At 32.8% G+C, this 17,414-nt stretch carries 18 protein-coding genes and 1 pseudogene; 12 read left to right on the forward strand and 7 right to left on the reverse strand.

What is annotated here, in order from left to right; all coding sequences use genetic code 11:
- Window positions 1–130: 130 nt before the first annotated feature.
- From WR164_RS08300 to WR164_RS08310, 3 genes are read left to right on the forward strand one after another with little or no spacing between them, the layout of a single operon-like run.
- Window positions 131–943 (forward strand): oxidoreductase, encoded by an 813-nt coding sequence (locus WR164_RS08300; protein WP_286137150.1) that lies wholly within the window; start codon window positions 131–133, stop codon window positions 941–943.
- A gap of 24 nt (window positions 944–967) precedes the next feature.
- Window positions 968–2,368, forward strand: coding sequence for a flavocytochrome c (locus WR164_RS08305; RefSeq protein ID WP_373876929.1), 1,401 nt, complete (start codon window positions 968–970; stop codon window positions 2,366–2,368).
- Window positions 2,369–2,393: 25 nt separating this feature from the next.
- A complete protein-coding gene (locus WR164_RS08310; protein WP_286137152.1) occupies window positions 2,394–2,597 on the forward strand; it encodes a hypothetical protein in 204 nt (67 codons plus the stop codon).
- Window positions 2,598–2,648: 51 nt separating this feature from the next.
- Here WR164_RS08310 and WR164_RS08315 read toward each other — a convergent pair whose 3' ends face one another.
- Both WR164_RS08315 and WR164_RS08320 read right to left on the reverse strand, forming a co-directional pair.
- Window positions 2,649–2,885 carry a hypothetical protein gene (locus WR164_RS08315; protein WP_286137153.1) on the reverse strand — a complete coding sequence of 79 codons (237 nt, stop codon included), beginning with the start codon at window positions 2,883–2,885 and terminating at the stop codon, window positions 2,649–2,651.
- 229 nt (window positions 2,886–3,114) lie between these two features.
- Window positions 3,115–4,044, reverse strand: coding sequence for an AEC family transporter (locus WR164_RS08320; RefSeq protein ID WP_286137154.1), 930 nt, complete (start codon window positions 4,042–4,044; stop codon window positions 3,115–3,117).
- Window positions 4,045–4,262: 218 nt separating this feature from the next.
- Between WR164_RS08320 and WR164_RS08325 the strand changes: the two genes are divergently transcribed.
- A complete protein-coding gene (locus tag WR164_RS08325) occupies window positions 4,263–5,039 on the forward strand; it encodes a (S)-acetoin forming diacetyl reductase (RefSeq protein WP_286137155.1) in 777 nt (258 codons plus the stop codon).
- Between the two features lie 70 nt (window positions 5,040–5,109).
- On the opposite strand, the gene WR164_RS08330 is transcribed toward WR164_RS08325, so the two are convergent.
- A complete protein-coding gene (locus WR164_RS08330) occupies window positions 5,110–5,397 on the reverse strand; it encodes a putative quinol monooxygenase (protein ID WP_286137156.1) in 288 nt (95 codons plus the stop codon).
- 172 nt (window positions 5,398–5,569) lie between these two features.
- On the opposite strand from WR164_RS08330, the gene WR164_RS08335 reads away from it, so the two are divergent.
- Together WR164_RS08335 and proC are read left to right on the forward strand one after the other, a co-directional pair.
- Entirely contained in the window at window positions 5,570–6,874 is a 1,305-nt protein-coding gene (locus WR164_RS08335) for a hypothetical protein (RefSeq protein WP_286137158.1), read from the forward strand.
- 166 nt (window positions 6,875–7,040) lie between these two features.
- A pseudogene (gene proC / locus WR164_RS08340) lies at window positions 7,041–7,805 on the forward strand (pyrroline-5-carboxylate reductase).
- A gap of 7 nt (window positions 7,806–7,812) precedes the next feature.
- Here the strand turns inward: proC and WR164_RS08345 are convergent.
- Window positions 7,813–8,679, reverse strand: coding sequence for a replication initiator protein A (locus WR164_RS08345; protein WP_286137159.1), 867 nt, complete (start codon window positions 8,677–8,679; stop codon window positions 7,813–7,815).
- Window positions 8,680–9,376: 697 nt separating this feature from the next.
- Here WR164_RS08345 and WR164_RS08350 point away from each other — a divergent pair.
- The 6 genes from WR164_RS08350 (at window position 9,377) to WR164_RS08375 (ending at window position 14,313) form a co-directional block, all read left to right on the forward strand.
- The gene (locus tag WR164_RS08350) at window positions 9,377–10,192 is read left to right on the forward strand and encodes a ParA family protein (RefSeq protein ID WP_286137160.1); all 816 of its coding nucleotides are present in this window, start codon (window positions 9,377–9,379) and stop codon (window positions 10,190–10,192) included.
- Window positions 10,185–10,523, forward strand: a complete 339-nt coding sequence (locus WR164_RS08355) for a DUF5388 domain-containing protein (RefSeq protein ID WP_286137161.1) — start codon at window positions 10,185–10,187, stop codon at window positions 10,521–10,523. Before WR164_RS08350 ends, WR164_RS08355 begins: the two co-directional genes overlap by 8 nt.
- A 101-nt stretch (window positions 10,524–10,624) precedes the next feature.
- Window positions 10,625–11,179, forward strand: coding sequence for an ECF-type riboflavin transporter substrate-binding protein (locus WR164_RS08360; protein ID WP_286137162.1), 555 nt, complete (start codon window positions 10,625–10,627; stop codon window positions 11,177–11,179).
- Entirely contained in the window at window positions 11,179–12,888 is a 1,710-nt protein-coding gene (locus WR164_RS08365) for an ABC transporter ATP-binding protein (RefSeq protein ID WP_286137163.1), read from the forward strand. Before WR164_RS08360 ends, WR164_RS08365 begins: the two co-directional genes overlap by 1 nt.
- Window positions 12,878–13,705 (forward strand): energy-coupling factor transporter transmembrane component T family protein, encoded by an 828-nt coding sequence (locus tag WR164_RS08370; protein ID WP_286137164.1) that lies wholly within the window; start codon window positions 12,878–12,880, stop codon window positions 13,703–13,705. The genes WR164_RS08365 and WR164_RS08370 overlap by 11 nt, the downstream gene beginning before the upstream one ends.
- 14 nt (window positions 13,706–13,719) lie before the next feature.
- Window positions 13,720–14,313 carry an NADPH-dependent FMN reductase gene (locus tag WR164_RS08375; RefSeq protein WP_286137165.1) on the forward strand — a complete coding sequence of 198 codons (594 nt, stop codon included), beginning with the start codon at window positions 13,720–13,722 and terminating at the stop codon, window positions 14,311–14,313.
- 39 nt (window positions 14,314–14,352) lie between these two features.
- Here WR164_RS08375 and WR164_RS08380 read toward each other — a convergent pair whose 3' ends face one another.
- The 3 genes from WR164_RS08380 to WR164_RS08390 form a co-directional block, all read right to left on the reverse strand.
- Window positions 14,353–15,642, reverse strand: coding sequence for an APC family permease (locus tag WR164_RS08380; protein ID WP_286137167.1), 1,290 nt, complete (start codon window positions 15,640–15,642; stop codon window positions 14,353–14,355).
- A complete protein-coding gene (locus tag WR164_RS08385; RefSeq protein WP_286137168.1) occupies window positions 15,635–16,369 on the reverse strand; it encodes a gamma-glutamyl-gamma-aminobutyrate hydrolase family protein in 735 nt (244 codons plus the stop codon). The genes WR164_RS08380 and WR164_RS08385 overlap by 8 nt, the downstream gene beginning before the upstream one ends.
- Before the next feature lie 130 nt (window positions 16,370–16,499).
- A partial coding sequence (locus WR164_RS08390) for an ABC transporter permease (protein ID WP_286137169.1) occupies window positions 16,500–17,414 on the reverse strand: 915 nt, incomplete at its 5' end.

A 17,414-nucleotide genomic window follows, 5' to 3' on the forward strand; every position in this document is an offset into this window, starting at 1 on the left:
AACAAGCTAGTTTTACTTTCAGGTAAAAACAACGTAAAAATGACGTAAAGATATTTAATTATCTTGATTTAAAATGATAAGATAAAACTAATGTTGAAATCTTAATTAAATTAAATGTGAGGTGTTAAGTTTGAAAGTTATTTTGATCACTGGAGCAAGTGGTGGTATTGGTTTCGCAACTGCGAAAAGATTAGTCAGAGCTGGTCACACTGTCTATGGAACCACCCGCAGTTATGACCATTTTCCTAAATTAAAGCAATCCGGAATTATCCCAATGAAAATGGATGTCACTAATCCTGATGATATTAATCGGGGTGTTCAAGAAGTTATTGCCGATCAAAGTCGGTTAGATGTTTTAATTAACAATGCCGGGTATGGTTCGTATGGAACGATTGAAAATGTTCCTATGTCAGAAGTCAAAAAGCAATTTGAAGTGAATTTATTTGGGGTCGCTCGTTTAACTAAAGCCGTCTTACCAATTATGCGCCATCAAAAAAGTGGTAAAATTATTAATATTTCTTCTGTTGGTGGAAGAGTCGTTACTTATATGGGAGCTTGGTACCACGCTACTAAATACGCTTTGGAAGCATTTAGTGATGCTTTAAGAATGGAAATGGCCCCATTTAATATCCAAGTGGTATTAGTTGAACCCGGTGGGATTAAAACTCCCTGGGGAGTCACGGCTGCCAATCATTTAATGAGGGCCGAAGAAAATGGTCCATACCATAAGCAAGCATTCAAGGTTGCTAAACGGATGAAGAAGGTCTATTCTTCTAACCTACTATCAGAACCATCAGTGGTAGCTGAAGCCATTAATAAAGCAATTGATAGGAGAAATCCAAAGGCTCGTTATTTAGTTGGCAGTGGCGCCCGCAGTATGATTTTAATGAAGGATGTCTTACCAACCAAAATTTTTGATGCCGTTATTAAGAAAATTATGTAATTTAAATTTAAAAAAGGTGGCTTAATGATGCCAAAATATATTTTTCATCCGACTGATTTCAATCAGTTAAAGGATCATTACGATTTAATCATTATTGGATCGGGTTCAACCGGTTTAGTCAGTGCCATTCAAGCTCATGAGTTAGGGCTACACCCCATTGTTTTAGAAAAAATGGCAAAATTGGGTGGCAATTCAACCCGCGCATCTTCTGGTATGAACGCTGCTGAAACAAACGTTCAATTAAAGCACCACATTATTGATAGCTATGAAGCATTTTATCAGGATACGTTTATCGGCGGTGATAAGCAGAACAACAAGGATTTATTGCACTACTTTACCACCCATGCCGCCCTTTCAATCGACTGGTTAGCCGATCATGGCATCCACTTGGATGATTTAACGATTACCGGTGGGATGCATACTAAAAGGACCCACCGACCAAGTTCAACGGCTCCGATTGGTGCATTTCTAATTACTAACTTTTTAAAAATCATTGAAAAGGATCACATCCCCGTTTTTAACAATGTCCGGGTTAAAAAATTACTTCAGGATCATGCACGAATTGACGGGGTAGAGGCTGATTTTAAAGAACATGGTAAACAAACTATTCATTCGAAAGCCGTCATTTTAGCCACTGGTGGTTTCGGTGCCAGCAAGGAAATCATCGGCAAATACCGAAAAGATTTAGTTCATTACAAAACAACGAACCAATCCGGGGCAACTGGCGATGGTTTGAAATTAGCAACCGGTGTAGGTGCTGATTTAGTCGACATGAGCAAAATTCAAGTTCACCCGACCGTTCAACAGGATACACCCCATGCCTTCTTGATTGGTGAGGCCATTCGTGGTGAAGGTGCGATTCTGGTCAATCAAAATGGTCAACGATTTGTGAATGAACTGGACACCAGAAAGAATGTTACCCATGCCATTAATCAACTCAGTGATAAACACGCCTATTTAATTCTTGATCAAGGAATTCGCAACCATGCTAAAGCCATTGATTTTTATGATTCAATTGGCTTAGTAATTCACGGAAATGATATCGCTGAATTGGCCCATCATATTAATGTTGATTCAGACAAATTAAATCAGACCATTAACGAATGGAATCAAGACGTTAAAAATCATCGGGATGCTAAATTTCATCGGACTACTGGGATGGATCGTGGCATCGATCGAGGACCTTACTTTGCTATTCACATTGCACCGGCCGTTCACTATACCATGGGTGGCATTAAAGTTAACCACTTAACCCAGGTTCTTAATCATCAAGAACAACCAGTTAAAGGTCTCTTCGCTAGTGGTGAAGTTGCTGGTGGATTGCATGGTGATAACCGGATTGGTGGTAATTCCATTGCCGAAACGGTTATTTTTGGACGCCAAGCAGGCCAACAGGCTTTTAAATATATTCAGGAAAAACAATAAAATAATAATTTAAGGAGTTCATAATTTGACAATTGAATTAGTATTAGCAATCGTGGGATTTATTAAACTAGTTTCCATCATCGCCTGGCTTATTTTTCTATATCAATATTTCAGAGATAAGAAACGCTACCCAGCATTAGCCCCAATTAAATTAAGATATTTCTGGATTGCGTTCATTATTTGGATTATTTGCGTTGGCGTTGATTTAATTCCGTTAATTTTTAACTGATAGAAAAAGACACTGATTAATTAAAAATCAGTGTCTTTTATATTGCTTCATTTAATACATGATCGTACTTTGATTAAAAATCAAGCTAAAAATAACTGAAAGGACAATGATTACAATAATCATGATCAATCCAATTTTAAATCCATGCGGAAAGCTTTTTAAAATTACATTCATTTTGCTAACGTTTTTAGAATGATTTTGTTTATTAATATCATAATATGTTAAAGAAGTTCCAAATAATATACAAATGATAAAGATTCCGATATAGATTGTAATTATAGATCCCATGACAATATCACCTCGTAAACACCGAATGTATTTATAGTACTATTTTTATTATATTATAATTAGATTAAAAACAAAAACATTAGAGGAAAATTTAATCAGACTGTAAAAAAGAGCCCATCAATTATTGGTGGACTCATATTGATATAGCTACTAAGTTCAATTTTATTGAACTCGACATCATTCTATACATATCTTTTTCAATTGTCTAACTTTTAAAAGAATTTATTAATTAACTAACTTTAAGCAAAACCATGAATACAAACATGGTTAAAACTGACAAAACTGTACTTAGTAATTGTGTTGATGCCATTTCTTCTTCATGAACATGGTATTGGACTCCTAACATGGTCGGCATCGTTGCCGTTGGAATTGCAAGTGTGACAATTACCATTTGTTGAAACGGAACGGGAGCTTTAAAGATAATCATTAAAATCCAGATGACTAGTGGTAACCCAATATTCTTTTGCAGAACGTTCATGATCATTGGCATTGATAATGAGAATTTTTGATTAAATAGTGTAATTCCAACGGTAAAAATAGCTAAGCCCCCTGCCGATTGACCGAGTAAATTAAAGATGGGTAAATATTTAGGAGCTAGTTGAAATCCAGAAAGATTTAAAACAAATGCAATGATGGGTGCCCAGACTAACGGTTTACTAAACGCCATTAAAAATTGTTTCATACTATCATGATTATGGTCTTCTTTAGCCATCGAAAGCATTAAGACACTAACCGGGACTTGAACTAAATTAATATAAATACTACAGATGCCAACCAAAAATGCGCTATTGGATAATCCAAAAATTAAAGCTAAGACTGAAGTACCCATAAATGGAACGGATGGACACGCAATTGATAATGCTCTTAATACTGATAAATCTAATTTTTTGATTGTAATTAAATTAATGATAATTAAGATTATGAAACTACCAAGCATCCCTAATCCAAGCCATAACGCCATCGGCAAAGAATGTAATAGTAATTTACGATTCATTGAAATTAACCCACTGAATAAACTTAAGGGCAAGGCATACGTCATGACCAAACTAATGATCGTATTACTGGAATCATCATTAAAATGATTATGGATTCCAGAAAAGTATCCTAATCCAATTGTAAAAATAATCGGTATAATCGCAGTTATCAACGTCGATGGCATTTGAATCCTTCCTTTTTCAACTATATGTTAATTATCATTACATTTTGGTAATAATTGTCATTATAATATCATTTAATTTTAATTTAATAAACAAATTCGACTCATATAAGTAATGTTTGCTTACATGTAAAATTAAAATAATATTTGGAAGCATTTTATGATACCGCTTTCATAAAACATGATATAATGAATAAAAATAATGAAGAAGGTTATTCATAATGACAAAACAACAAGTCGCTTTAATTACAGGTGCTGGGCAAGGAATTGGAAAATCAATTGCTGAAAGATTGTCTCATGATGGATTTGCAGTTGCACTCCTAGGACGTCATTTAGATAAAGTCCAAGCTGTCGCAAAAGAAATTAAAAATAATGGTGGCGATTCATTTGCCATCAAAGCGGACGTTTCTAAACGTGACGAAGTGTTTAATGCCGTTAAAGAAACTCAGGATCACTTTGGTGATTTCAACGTGTTAGTTAATAATGCTGGGGTTGCCCCAACTGATCCAATCGAAAATGTTACCCCAAACGAATTAGAATCAACATTTCAAATCAATGTTGGTGGTGTTATTTGGGGCACTCAAGCAGCCATTAAAGCTTTCAAGTTATTAAATCACGGTGGCAAGATTATCAATGGTTCGTCACAAGCCGGTCAGGAAGGAAATCCGAACCTAACCGTTTATGGAGCAACTAAATTTGCCATTCGCGGAATTACCCAGACCACTTCTAAGGAACTAGCTGAAGATAACATCACCGTCAACGCATATTGTCCAGGAATCGTCAAAACACCGATGATGGATGATATTGCGAAAAACGTTGCTAAGAATGCTGGTAAATCGGAAGAATGGGGGATGCAACAATTTGCAAAGAGCATTTCATTAGGACGCCTTTCCAATCCATCTGATGTTTCTAACCTTGTATCTTTTCTTGCCAGCAAAGATTCTAATTATATTACCGGCCAATCAATTTTAGTTGATGGTGGGATGGTTTATAGATAGTGAAAATAATAAAATAAAACCTCTGAAGTAAGTAATTGAATTCCACTTCAGAGGTTTATTTTATTATTAACTATTTATTTTGATTTAAAAATAATAGTTCAGGATCTTTAGTCGTATAGTCATTAATATGATTCTTAAAGTTAATTAAGTGTGGGGTCTTTAGATGGGCATCTAAATCCTTTTGATTATCCCAATGTTCTAAGATCAAATAATTATTTTCATTGTTAACATCTTGATAATGTCCATAAGCTAAATTGCCCTTATCTTTCAGAGATTTATTAACTAAATTATCAATAAATTTCAAATATGCTGCTCGTTTGCTTGGATCAATTGTGATTCTAACATTTACTGCAATCATGATTGACATCCTTTCATTAAATATTGATAAATGAAACTAAATTTAGTAACCATTTATATATTAACCTAAATTCGATTAATATAACATGATTATTATCTATAAATATATTATAATACATTTAATATAAATGATTTTATTAATTATGTTTTATTAATTAAAGAGGTCTTTTATTATGCTCAATAAACATGATGAACACAAAATAATCAAGACAAAGCGCAAGCAAGTTGTCAAAAGTAAGATTCCGTCAAATGTGATTGGAATAGTTCGATACAATCATGATGATAATCAAGGTTATCATTATAATGATTTTAAAAATTTAAATTATTTCAGAAATGCAAAACTAAAATTTAAAAAGAACCGAAACAATTTTAATTTAAATCCATTTCAAAAGGGAATCATTCATCTATTCGTTAGCGGGTTTGATAATAAGAGAAAGGTGTACATTTTAACCCAACAGTACGGATTTATTTCCAATCCCCTTGAAGTGAAAAATGAGCCCATCATTTTTATATGTAGTGTTAAAGATTTATTTTATCAAAGTCGAATGTATAATAAATTGGATATGCCAATTGGTCATTGGGACGCTTTCATTGTATCTAAAATTAATCAAAATGGTAATTCTAAGCCTGTTATTATTGTTCAGCATCGGCCAACCATTGATGATAATATTAATTTTTTAATCAATGATACTAAAAAATTTAATGCTGTCGGAAAGAAACTTTATTTAATCGGACGCGTTAGATGCATTAATCCGCGGATTGGCATGTGGGTCACATATCATAATGCCAGTATCTTCATGCCTAATCGTTATATTTATGGTTATCGTAAAAAGAAAGATCATTATGAAAAAAAACGACGATTCTACAGTTTAAGGTGTTGTGATATCTACCATATTGGCCAACGGGTTAAAATGATTGTTATTCTACCCCAAAATGGAGATCAAAGCGAAGATGGTGTATTATTGGCACCGGCTAATCCCCCACGTGTTCCAACATGTTTAGACAAACTTAATTCAATTAAACCAATCTTAAATAAGGTTCAGGGAGGATTTATTACTGGCCAAAGGCTAAAAACACAATACGTTCATATTAACAGTGGATTGGATGTAATGGTCAAAAGAACTAACCATTTGATTAATAGTTTAGTTCCCGTTGTTGCTACCCACGTTGTTGGCAAGGCTAAATTTATTAGTGGTGTAAACAAAGTTAATTATGAAGATCATTATAAATATCTAAAAGCCATGTTAGCGCCTTCTGTCGACCACAACGGTCATCGATATGTATGGGTAAATCAGAATATTATGTTTGAAATTACCAATGAAAATGATTTACCATCACGTTTAAATAATGAAATTGTTTATATTCAAATTTCAATTATTCGTGTTCGCGGATATATTTCCGATGAAACAACCGGTGAAAGGCTTTTAAATGAGTATGAGGCTCAAGATGTTGCAAATCACCGTTCGATCACAAACTAAAAAAGAGTCAATGTATCAAAATTATACATTGATTTTTTATATTATATTAATTTTCTTAAATTTAGTATTTTAATATTAAAGTACTTTAATATTAAAATACTATAACTATTTAATAAATTTATTTTGTTATAATGAATATAATTATTAAATAAAGGAGAAATTAAAAATGAATATCGGGATCATCGGTTTAGGTAATATGGGAACCGCAATTTTACAAGGTTTATTACACAAGTATAACCACAATCAAATCTGGGTAGTTAACCATCAAAACGATCGTGTAAGTGCACTTCGTAAAAAATATCAATTCCACTTTGCAACTGAATTAAATGAAGATAATTCAGCTCAATTAGACGTAATTTTTGTTACTCTACCAGCCAACATTGTTATCAAATATTTTAATAAGCACCAGGTTATTAACCAAAATTCAATTATTATATCTGCAGCTGCTGGAATTACGATTAAGGATCTTAAAAATACTTTACCATCCAATCAAATTGTTACATTGATTCCGAACACACCGGTTTCAGTTAACGCTGGTACATTGCCAACTTGTTTTTCAGATTTAGGATCTGATTCAAAACCCCAAGTAATCAAAATATTATCAATTTTAGGCAATATTATTCCCGTTAAAGAAAATAATTTATCTGTTTTAGGCACTATTTGTGGATGTGGCCCAGCCTTTATTGATGTTCTCATGGATGCTTTAGGCGATGCAGCAGTTGAAAATGGAATTAACAGAAATACCGCGTATCAAGCAATTGCCAGTATGGTTTCCGGAAGTGGATAGTTAGCATTTCAATCCAACCAAACCCCAAGCCAATTAAAAGATAAAGTTACGTCACCAGGTGGGACAACAATTAAAGGGGTAAATACTTTAGAGCAACATGGATTTAGGTATGCATTAATTGATGCTGTTAGAAAATCTAAGTAATCTAATTCTAATTGTTACCGCCAATTTTAAAAATTGGGATGCGACTATTTTTAAGATCAATTTTAGGACCATTTTCCTGCAAAAATTGATCTGCTTTAGTTGTAAACCAATCTACGAGTGAACTAAAAATATATCCGTAGAAATTAATTGCTTTATCACGAGCGTTGATAATAATATCCTTTAATTTAAATTCAAACTGTTCTTGCAAATATTCGTTCGTTTCAAACCTAAAAGCAGCATAGTTATTTGGATTGGTCTGATTATATGATATTGCTTGATTGTATCCAACTTTTTTAGCTTTGAAAATTAAACTAGCATATTGATAAAGTTTTCGCTTACTTCCAAACGAATATCGTTTAATAACACTAATGACTCGCTTTGATAAGCCACCCTTTTCTTTTAATGCGTTTCCTAATGCATCTAAATTATCATCTTTAAATTGATTGGAAATTTTTTGTTTCTTAATCTGTTCGGTGACTAATGTATCACTTGTATATTTATTTTTATGATTAAAATTATTCTGATTAGAGTTTGAATTTTTAACTTCAGATGGTTTAGATTCTAAACTTTCGTCTTTAAAACTAGGAATAAAAATTTTAGAAGGACCGTTGAACTGTTTCTTTTTAATAATATAACCTAATGCTTCTAAGTTTTTATATGCATTAATAACTGTATTACGGCTTAATTTTAAATATTTTGCCATTTCATTAATTGTATAGATGACATAGTAGTGATTCATTTTTTTATCATAGAAATTAGGCCTTTTAGCAGATGATTTCATTCGATCATAAAGTAATGAAAAGATGATCTTTTCATTACTGTTCATTTCATTATTCTCTAAAACGGATTTACTCATTTTGACAAATTGTTCCATTTTTGTTACTCCCCTTGTTTAGTTAGTAACAAAAAAGATTGGAAAAATTTCCAATCCGTTAGTATATGTATTGCAATTTTGGCTAATTTATTTTATCATAGTATTTGAATGATAATACAAATGTATACTAACGGGTAAGTTATCAATGAGAAGTCGCCAAACTATTACATTGATAACTCTCTTTTTTTATTATTAACTTTTATTTTTATTTTGATTGGATTTTAATTATCCAAATTGATTTTAAAAGAACTATTTACTTAAGCCATGCAGTTGTCACACTGTGTGGCTTTTTTGTTTATGTTTGAATAATAGCATGGTTTAAAAAAAGTGTCAACAGCAGGAAGGGAAGATAAAAATGGATATAAGCATGATAACGTAACTACGTAATAGCATGATTACGTAATAACATGATAACATGATGACATAATTACATATTAACGTGATAACATGATAACGTAACTACATGATAACGTAATTTAGTTAAAATAAGAATGCTATTATATCAACGTTTCAAAGCATTAATTTTTTCAAAATAACGTAATAACATGATAACGTAACTACGTAACTACATATTAACGTGATAACGTAACTACACAACTACGTAATAATATGATACTATGATGACATGATAACGTAATTACATGATATTTTATCAATTAATTTATTTTTAAATTTTTTTACAAGGAGAAATAACACTATGACAACTACCATTACTTTTGGTAATTTTAAAGGTGGTGTTGGTAAAACAACCAACGCGACATTGATTGCATATACATTATCAAGAATGGGTCACAGAACATTAATTGCGGATTTAGATCCACAGGGAAATGCAACTAACATGTTATTGAAAACCAAGGCAAATATTGATGGTAAAATTGCTACTTTTGATCAGTCGTTAATGCGATCAGTTGAAGATAATAATTTATCTAAGTCATTAATTAGCATTGATCCCCACTTAGACTTACTTGCTTCCGCACCTGACTTTGCAATGTATCCAAGATTCATGGAAAAAATCCATGATTATACAGAGCGTGTTAAATATCTTCAGCAGATGTTTGATCCGTTCCGAAATAATTATGATTACATTATTTTAGATACCCCACCAACGGTCATGTCATTATTTACAGATAGTGCTCTCTACATGAGTGATTACTGCTTGATTGTAATGCAAACCCATAAGGATAGTTTCGACGGTGCAAGGGCATTCATTGATTATTTACAGGATTATGTCATTGACAAATATAAGGCACCACGATTAGATTTAGTCGGAATTTTACCCGTTCTAATGCAAGGCAGAGCACCAGTAGATAAATTAACATTAGAAAATGCCATTAAAAAATTTGGAAAAGAAAATTTGTTTAAAAATACAATTCACTATATGCAACGGATTAAACGTTTTCCGATTACCGGTATCACTGATAAAACGATGTATGACAAACGCGTTTTACATTTGTACAAACTAGTAACTAATGAAATGTTGAGACGAATTAAGGAGATTGAAACCAATGAGTAGTTTATTAAATTCAAATCGCAATAAACATGCTGATGTTAAACCAAAACGTAGCGCCCATATTTCAGACTTGGATAAGAAATTAAATCAAAGTTCTAAGAAAAATAAATTAAAAAAAGTTGAATACAATTCAACCCTAAGTATTGGTAATCATGCCAAAAATAAATTGCAGGCAATGGTTTTAATTGGCGATGCTAAAAATCAAAAGGAAGGCTTTGATATTGCTTTAGATGCCTATTATGAATCACTACCAAAAGATAAAAAATCAATGTTTAAAATTTTCTATAATTCATTGGAACAAAGAGACGCCGAGAAATTTCACGGGAAAAAATAAAAATCTACATTATATATTGAACTTGATTTAATTAAGAAGCGCCAATATAATTTTAATTAACATTACCTATTGATTGTTAATATTATGGGAGGAAATTGAAGATGAATAAAAAGAAACTAAGTGTTCAGAGTGTCGTTGCCATTGGGATTGGAACGGCGATTTTGTTTTTATTAAAGAGATGGGTCTCAATTCCAACGGGGATTCCGAATACAAATATTGATACATCCTACGGGTTCTTAGGTTTTATTGCTGTTTTATTTGGCCCCGTCGTTGGTTTCTTCGTCGGCTTCTTTGGCCATGCCCTATCAGATTTTACACAATTTGGTGCGCCATGGTGGACGTGGGTATTCACAACCGGTTTAGTCGGTTTTGCTTTAGGCTTTTTAAAGAAGTATATGAAACCAGAAGAAGGTCGCTTTGGTAAAAAGAAACTAATCATCTATAACATTTATCAAGTCATCATTAATGTCATTGGATGGTTGTTAATTGCTCCCACCGGTGATGTCCTAATTTATTCAGAACCTGCCAACAAAGTTTATTTACAGGGAATTGTATCAGCAATTTCTAATAGTCTTTCAACCGGAATCATTGGCACGATTTTATTAGTTGTCTATGCTTCTTCTAAAGTTAAGAAAGGAAGCCTTAAAAAGGAATAATGAAAAATAAGGCAATGATTGAATTTAAAAACGTTACATTCAAATATAACAGTCAATCTGAACCCACCCTAAAACATGTTAGTTTAACCATTGATCAAGGTGAAAAGGTATTGATTGTGGGACCATCTGGTTCTGGAAAATCAACATTAGGTAATTTAATTAATGGAATTATTCCTGAAAATATTAAAGGTGAAATTCAAGGCACGATTTTGGTAAACGGCCATGATGTGAAAGATATGTCCATTTTTGACCAATCGTTAAACGTTAGTAGTATGCTTCAGGATTCTAATGATCAATTCGTTGGTTTAACTGTTGCCGAAGATATCGCATTTGGAATGGAAAATGACTGTACTGATAATGTAACCATGCGAAAAAAGGTTAAAGCTTGGTCAGATTATTTACACATTCATCAATTATTGAAACAATCACCCAATAGTCTATCAGGTGGTCAGAAACAGCGAACTAGTTTAGCGGGGGTCTTAGTTGATGAGTCCCCAATTTTACTTCTTGATGAACCCTTAGCTGCTTTAGATCCAGCTGCTGGTCTGCGTTCAATTCAATTACTAGACGATATTCATAAGCATTTACGTAATACGGTTATAATCATTGAACATCGAATTGAAGAAGTTTTAACCCAAGATGTTGATCGAGTTGTTTTAATGGATGATGGAAAGATTGTTGGTAGTTTCACTCCTGATAATTTATTGAAACGTGATATTTTAAAGAATTATGGATTAAGGAATCCGCTTTATCTTGATGCTTTGAAATTGGCTGGCGTCGATTTTAATTCACTAAGTAATATTGATTCAGTTAATTTAGTTAATGGTAATCATGTCAATGATAAATTGCATCAATTGAATTTAAATCAGGCAACTAAAAGATTAAATCAATCAACCGACCCGATTTTAAAAATTAATGATCTTAGCTTTGCTTACAATCACCACCCCATTTTTAAACATTTGAATCTAACCATTTATAAAGGTGATATGATTTCTTTGGTTGGTAAAAATGGTGTTGGTAAATCCACACTCAGTAAATTGATTGCCGGTTTCATTAAACCCAATCATGGTAAAATCATTTTTAATCATCGTAATTTATCTAATTTATCAATTAAGGAACGTGCTGATCACATTGGATATATTATGCAAGATCCGGATAAAATGATTAGTCAGGTCATGATTAGGGATGAAATTGCATTAGGTTTAAAACTTCGTCATTATCCAAAATCACAAATTGATGCTAAAGTTAAGCAAGCATTGAAGGTATGTAAATTATATGAATTTAGAAATTGGCCGGTTTCCGCATTAAGTTACGGGCAAAAGAAACGATTAACAATCGCTAGTATTTTAGTGCTCAATCCGGAACTTTTAATTTTAGACGAGCCCACTGCTGGCCAAGACTATTATCACTACAATGAAATTATGCAATTCTTAAGAAAACTGAATCAAGAACGTCATTTAACAATGATCTTTATTACTCACGATATGTATTTAATGACTGAATATTCTAATCGAACGATTGTTTTGGGCAATCAGAACATTATGAAAGATGCTGCTCCTGAAAAAGTTCTAAATGACGATCAGCTTTTATTAGCAAGTCACCTTAGAAAAACAAGTCTCAGTATTTTAGCTAAACGATTTCATATTGATCCAATCAAGTTAACTAATACTTTGATTACCAAGGAAAGGGAGAACGACAATGGACAATAATATTTTTGGATATGATCATAATAATACCTGGGTTCATCAATTAACCGGGACCAGTAAATTGTTATTTTTTATTTTAGTGTCAATTATTGCCATGATTAGTTATGATGTCCGATTTATTACACTGGTTCTAATTCTCTCCCTAATTATTCTTTATCAGTCACAAATTAAATGGAGCCAGGTTCGTTTGATTGTAAAATTAATTTTGATTTTTGCTTGCCTAAATTTGATTACCGTCTATATTTTTTCTCCTGGACACGGTGCTTATCTATATGGGACGCAGCATATTATTCTTCATTTGGGTTACTTCACTTTAACGAAGGAACAGTTGTTTTACGAATTAAACTTGGCATTAAAATATTTAGTTACCGTCCCGATTTCATTGGTATTTTTAATCACTACTAATCCAAGTGAATTTTCGTCTAGTTTAAACCACATTGGCGTTTCGTACCGCCTAAGTTATGCTGTTTCATTAGCCCTTCGTTATATTCCAGATGTTCAAAGGGACTATCAAGAAATCAGTATGGCTCAACAAGCCCGTGGTTATGAACTATCCAAAAAGGGAAAATTCATGACCAGAATCAAAGGAGTTTCACAAATTTTAATTCCTCTCATTTTATCTAGTTTAGATAAGATCCAAGTTATTAGTCAAGCCATGGAATTAAGACGCTTTGGTAAAAATAAAAAACGAACTTGGTACATGGCAAGAAAATTTAGTCGCAATGATTACTTAACAATTGTACTTGCGATTTTGATTGTTTTACTTGGAGTTTGGTTCATGAAAATTGATGGCGGACGCTTCTTTAATCCGTTTAAATAAAAAGGAAAATCCAAATGACAACAATTAACATCATTTTAGGAAGCTCAAGAAAAACATCGCTTGGCAAGAATCTATTGAATTACTTAAAATTAAATCAACAAAAGTACGAAAAGGAGGATCAAATTAATTTAAATTTCATTGAAATTGGTGAATATCATTTGCCCTTCTTTTATGAAGCAGTCCCACCAATGCAAAATAAAAACCGTTCACTTCCTGAAAGACAACAAAAATGGTTAGACGACATGCAAAAAGCGGATGGCTATGTATTTTTAACTCCTGAATATAATCACTCTTTTCCAGCAGTATTAAAAAACGCAATTGATTATTTAGCAGATCAAATTAGTGGCAAAGTAGTGCAGACGATTACCTACGCTAATAATAGCCGTGGTGGTCAATTCGGCGGAATTGAATTAAATGCCGTTCTGTTCCGTTTAAATGCTTTTATCATCCCACAAAACGTTGCGATTGGAAACGTTCAGGATAATTTTAATCAAAATGGTTCAATTTTAGATGGCGCTAAATCCGGTGATTATTATCAGGATAAACTTAACCAAACGATTAAAAAAATTAGTTTTTATGCTAAGTTACTAAAAAATAATCCATTTTAAAACTAAAAACTACCCCATATTAATGAGGTAGTTTTTTAATTACTTTTGAGCATTACGATAAGTTTTTGTTAATAGATAAAATGGTGCGGCAATGACTAATGCACCTAATCCGCAAATCAGTTCACTTACGTCGGTTTTAATCAACAACCATGCGGATACAACCAATGCAATGATTGGAATTGTGTATCCAAATGCTAATTTAAAATTACGTTTGGCATGTGGCATTGTTTTTCTAAAGACAATGACTGCTAAACAGGTTGGAATGTATTGTGCAAACCTTGCCACAACACTTATTTTAACTAATTCAGTGTATGTTCCTGAAAATGCAATTAATAGTGCAATAATATTGGATGCGATAATTGCAACGTATGGTTCATTCTTTCGATTCATTTTTGAAAAGATTTTTGGCAATGATCCATGATCAGATAATGCGACCATTGATCTTGGTGTAATGAAAGTTGAAGCAGAAATTGATCCGAACAACGAAATCAATAATCCAATCAATACTAGAACACCACCCCATTTACCAACAATTTTAGTAAATGCCATTTGAAGTGGGATGGATGTACCAGAAAGTTTACTTCCTAAAATTCCAATACATACCACCATTACTAAAATATAAATGATAGTGATAATTAACATTGATAGAATTAATGCTCTTGGTAAATTTTTCTTAACATTTTTCATGTCCTGAGCGGTGATAACAAGGCCTTCAAAACCAGTAAAAATGTAGAATAGAAGGATCGTCGTGTTGGAAAAACCACCCATATTAGTTAATTTAGGAACAAAAAACGGTGTAAAGTTAGCGGAATGGATAAAGAAAATACCGATGACAATTAATAGAATAATCGGGAGGAGTTTTCCGACAGTGATGACATTATTAAAAATCGATGTCAATTTGATACCATTCACATTAATAAAGATCATCAGCACAACACAAATCGTAATAATAACATTTTTAGCGAAACTATTATTTAGGCTTGGAAAAACGCCACTTAGGGTGGTTGTGAATGCCACGTAGATTACAGCTTCCGCAATTGTCCTAATGATAAACGTAGCTAAACCCACTTCATAGCCGATAAAGTGACCAAACGCTTTATTAGCGTAAACGTAAGCACCACCCGATTCACCAAACATACTTGCACATTCAGCAAAGCATAGTCCAATACTGATTGCCAAAAGTGCATCAAAAATAAGGACTAAAATACTAGCAGGACCGAAATCTTTAAAACCGGAAGCCGGGAGCAAGAAAATTCCTGAAGCAATGATGGCGTTAATGCCTAGTAAGACCATACTTGTAAAACCGATTTGTTTCCTGTTATTAATCATAGTCATCACCAACTCGATTGAAAAAGTCCGTAAATAGTTTTTCTTCTTTCATGTCTTCTTTCCATAAATATTCGGGATGCCATTGAACGCCTTGAACAGAAGCATCTGCATTTTCAATTCCCTCAATCACACCATCGGGAGCCGTAGCAGTAATTTTTAACCCTTCACCTAAGTCTTTAACTGCTTGATGATGCCTTGAGTTCACTAATGCCTTTTCACCGATGCTTTGAAACAATTTACTGTTTTGATCAATCAATACGTGATGGGTTTCTTGAAAGACTTCTTCATTTTGCGAATGGTTAATCAATGGTTGATTATTAATGGGATGAAATTCACGTTTTAAATCTTGATATAACGTACCGCCAAGGGCAACGTTAATTGCTTGAATTCCCCTGCAAAGTCCTAAAATTGGCTTATGGTTTTTAACAGCTGCTTTAATTAAACTAATTTCAAAATCATCACGGGGTTGGTATGAAATACTATTGGTTTCAATTGGTTCCTCATGATATAAATTAGGGGCAACATCAGGTCCACCGGTTAAAATGATCCCATCAACTAATTTAAGTAATCGCTTTGCCATCTGTGGTTTGACAACCGGTAACATGACCGGAACAATATTATGTTTACTCAATAAATCAATTAAAACGTGCTGGACCATATTTGCCTTATACATTCGAGCACTTTTTTGTGGTCCAAAATTAACATCTGCTGTAATTCCAATTCTCATTATTATCGCTACTTTCATTTAATTTTAATTTAAATTTAATTAGTATATAATATACATCTTAATTTCAAAATTTTCAATAAAAAAAGCATCCTTGAAATTAATCGGGGATGCTTAATTTAAAATGTTTAAATTAGACTTTTCGGTATCGTTTTAATGAAAGCACGTTTGCAACCGTAAAGATAATGATGAAAATTAGTAATGCAATGATATCGCCACCAAAATGTCCAAGACTTTCACCACTCATAACGATTCCATTTAGGGCATCACCAGCGTAGCGAAGTGGGAAAATATATGTGATATCTTGCACCCATTTGCCCATCGAATCTAATGAAACTAATCCGGAAAATAAAAGCTGAGGAACAACAATTACTGGAATGAATTGCATCATTTGAAAATCTGAAGTAGTAAGTGTTGATAGTAATAATCCAATTGTCAATGCAACTAATGCTAAGAGAACGTTAATAATAATCATACTGAAAATACTGCCGACAACTTGAACGTTCATAACCCAAATGGCAAAGAAGACGATTACAATGGATTGAACAATTGCTAAAATGCCATAACTAATCATGTATCCAAAAATGATTTCTGATCTTTTAACGGGAGTTGCTAACATTCGATCTAAAGTTCCAGATGTTCTTTCTTTTAATAGTGAAATCCCGGAAATTAAGAAAACAAACATAAAAACAAAGAATCCAATCAAGACTGGAATGATTTTATTAAAGTAGGTGGAGTTGGAATCACCATAAATATAATGATTATGAACGGTTGGATTACTAATGCTTTGATTATTAATTTTTGGAGTTTGCTGTTTTATTTTTTGAGCCATTTTAGGATTATTTTTTAAAATGGTGGCTTGCTGCTGATTCATTAATTTATTTTGCATCGTAATATTGGCTAGACTAATTTTTTTAATCGTTTTCCCCAGGATAGTAAGGGTATATTTAGTGGTTGCTCCCTGAAGAATGTTCTTGATCATAGTTGTTTTACTAGGATCAGTATTGGAATAAATGGCATCGATCTTTTGATCATGGTGGTATAATAT

The organism is Philodulcilactobacillus myokonensis (assembly GCF_027923585.1).
GTDB lineage: Bacteria > Bacillota > Bacilli > Lactobacillales > Lactobacillaceae > Philodulcilactobacillus > Philodulcilactobacillus myokonensis.

What these genes read in the sequence shown, in the direction of transcription:
- WR164_RS08350 (WP_286137160.1), top strand. Translation starts at nt 9,377, where the DNA reads ATGACAACTACCATTACTTTTGGTAATTTTAAAGGTGGTGTTGGTAAA.
- WR164_RS08385 (WP_286137168.1), bottom strand. Translation starts at nt 16,369, where the DNA reads ATGAGAATTGGAATTACAGCAGATGTTAATTTTGGACCACAAAAAAGT.
- WR164_RS08315 (WP_286137153.1), bottom strand. Translation starts at nt 2,885, where the DNA reads ATGGGATCTATAATTACAATCTATATCGGAATCTTTATCATTTGTATA.
- WR164_RS08355 (WP_286137161.1), top strand. Translation starts at nt 10,185, where the DNA reads ATGAGTAGTTTATTAAATTCAAATCGCAATAAACATGCTGATGTTAAA.
- WR164_RS08365 (WP_286137163.1), top strand. Translation starts at nt 11,179, where the DNA reads ATGAAAAATAAGGCAATGATTGAATTTAAAAACGTTACATTCAAATAT.
- WR164_RS08320 (WP_286137154.1), bottom strand. Translation starts at nt 4,044, where the DNA reads ATGCCATCGACGTTGATAACTGCGATTATACCGATTATTTTTACAATT.
- WR164_RS08330 (WP_286137156.1), bottom strand. Translation starts at nt 5,397, where the DNA reads ATGATTGCAGTAAATGTTAGAATCACAATTGATCCAAGCAAACGAGCA.
- WR164_RS08335 (WP_286137158.1), top strand. Translation starts at nt 5,570, where the DNA reads ATGCTCAATAAACATGATGAACACAAAATAATCAAGACAAAGCGCAAG.
- WR164_RS08345 (WP_286137159.1), bottom strand. Translation starts at nt 8,679, where the DNA reads ATGGAACAATTTGTCAAAATGAGTAAATCCGTTTTAGAGAATAATGAA.
- WR164_RS08380 (WP_286137167.1), bottom strand. Translation starts at nt 15,642, where the DNA reads ATGATTAATAACAGGAAACAAATCGGTTTTACAAGTATGGTCTTACTA.
- WR164_RS08360 (WP_286137162.1), top strand. Translation starts at nt 10,625, where the DNA reads ATGAATAAAAAGAAACTAAGTGTTCAGAGTGTCGTTGCCATTGGGATT.
- WR164_RS08375 (WP_286137165.1), top strand. Translation starts at nt 13,720, where the DNA reads ATGACAACAATTAACATCATTTTAGGAAGCTCAAGAAAAACATCGCTT.
- WR164_RS08305 (WP_373876929.1), top strand. Translation starts at nt 968, where the DNA reads ATGATGCCAAAATATATTTTTCATCCGACTGATTTCAATCAGTTAAAG.
- WR164_RS08325 (WP_286137155.1), top strand. Translation starts at nt 4,263, where the DNA reads ATGACAAAACAACAAGTCGCTTTAATTACAGGTGCTGGGCAAGGAATT.
- WR164_RS08370 (WP_286137164.1), top strand. Translation starts at nt 12,878, where the DNA reads ATGGACAATAATATTTTTGGATATGATCATAATAATACCTGGGTTCAT.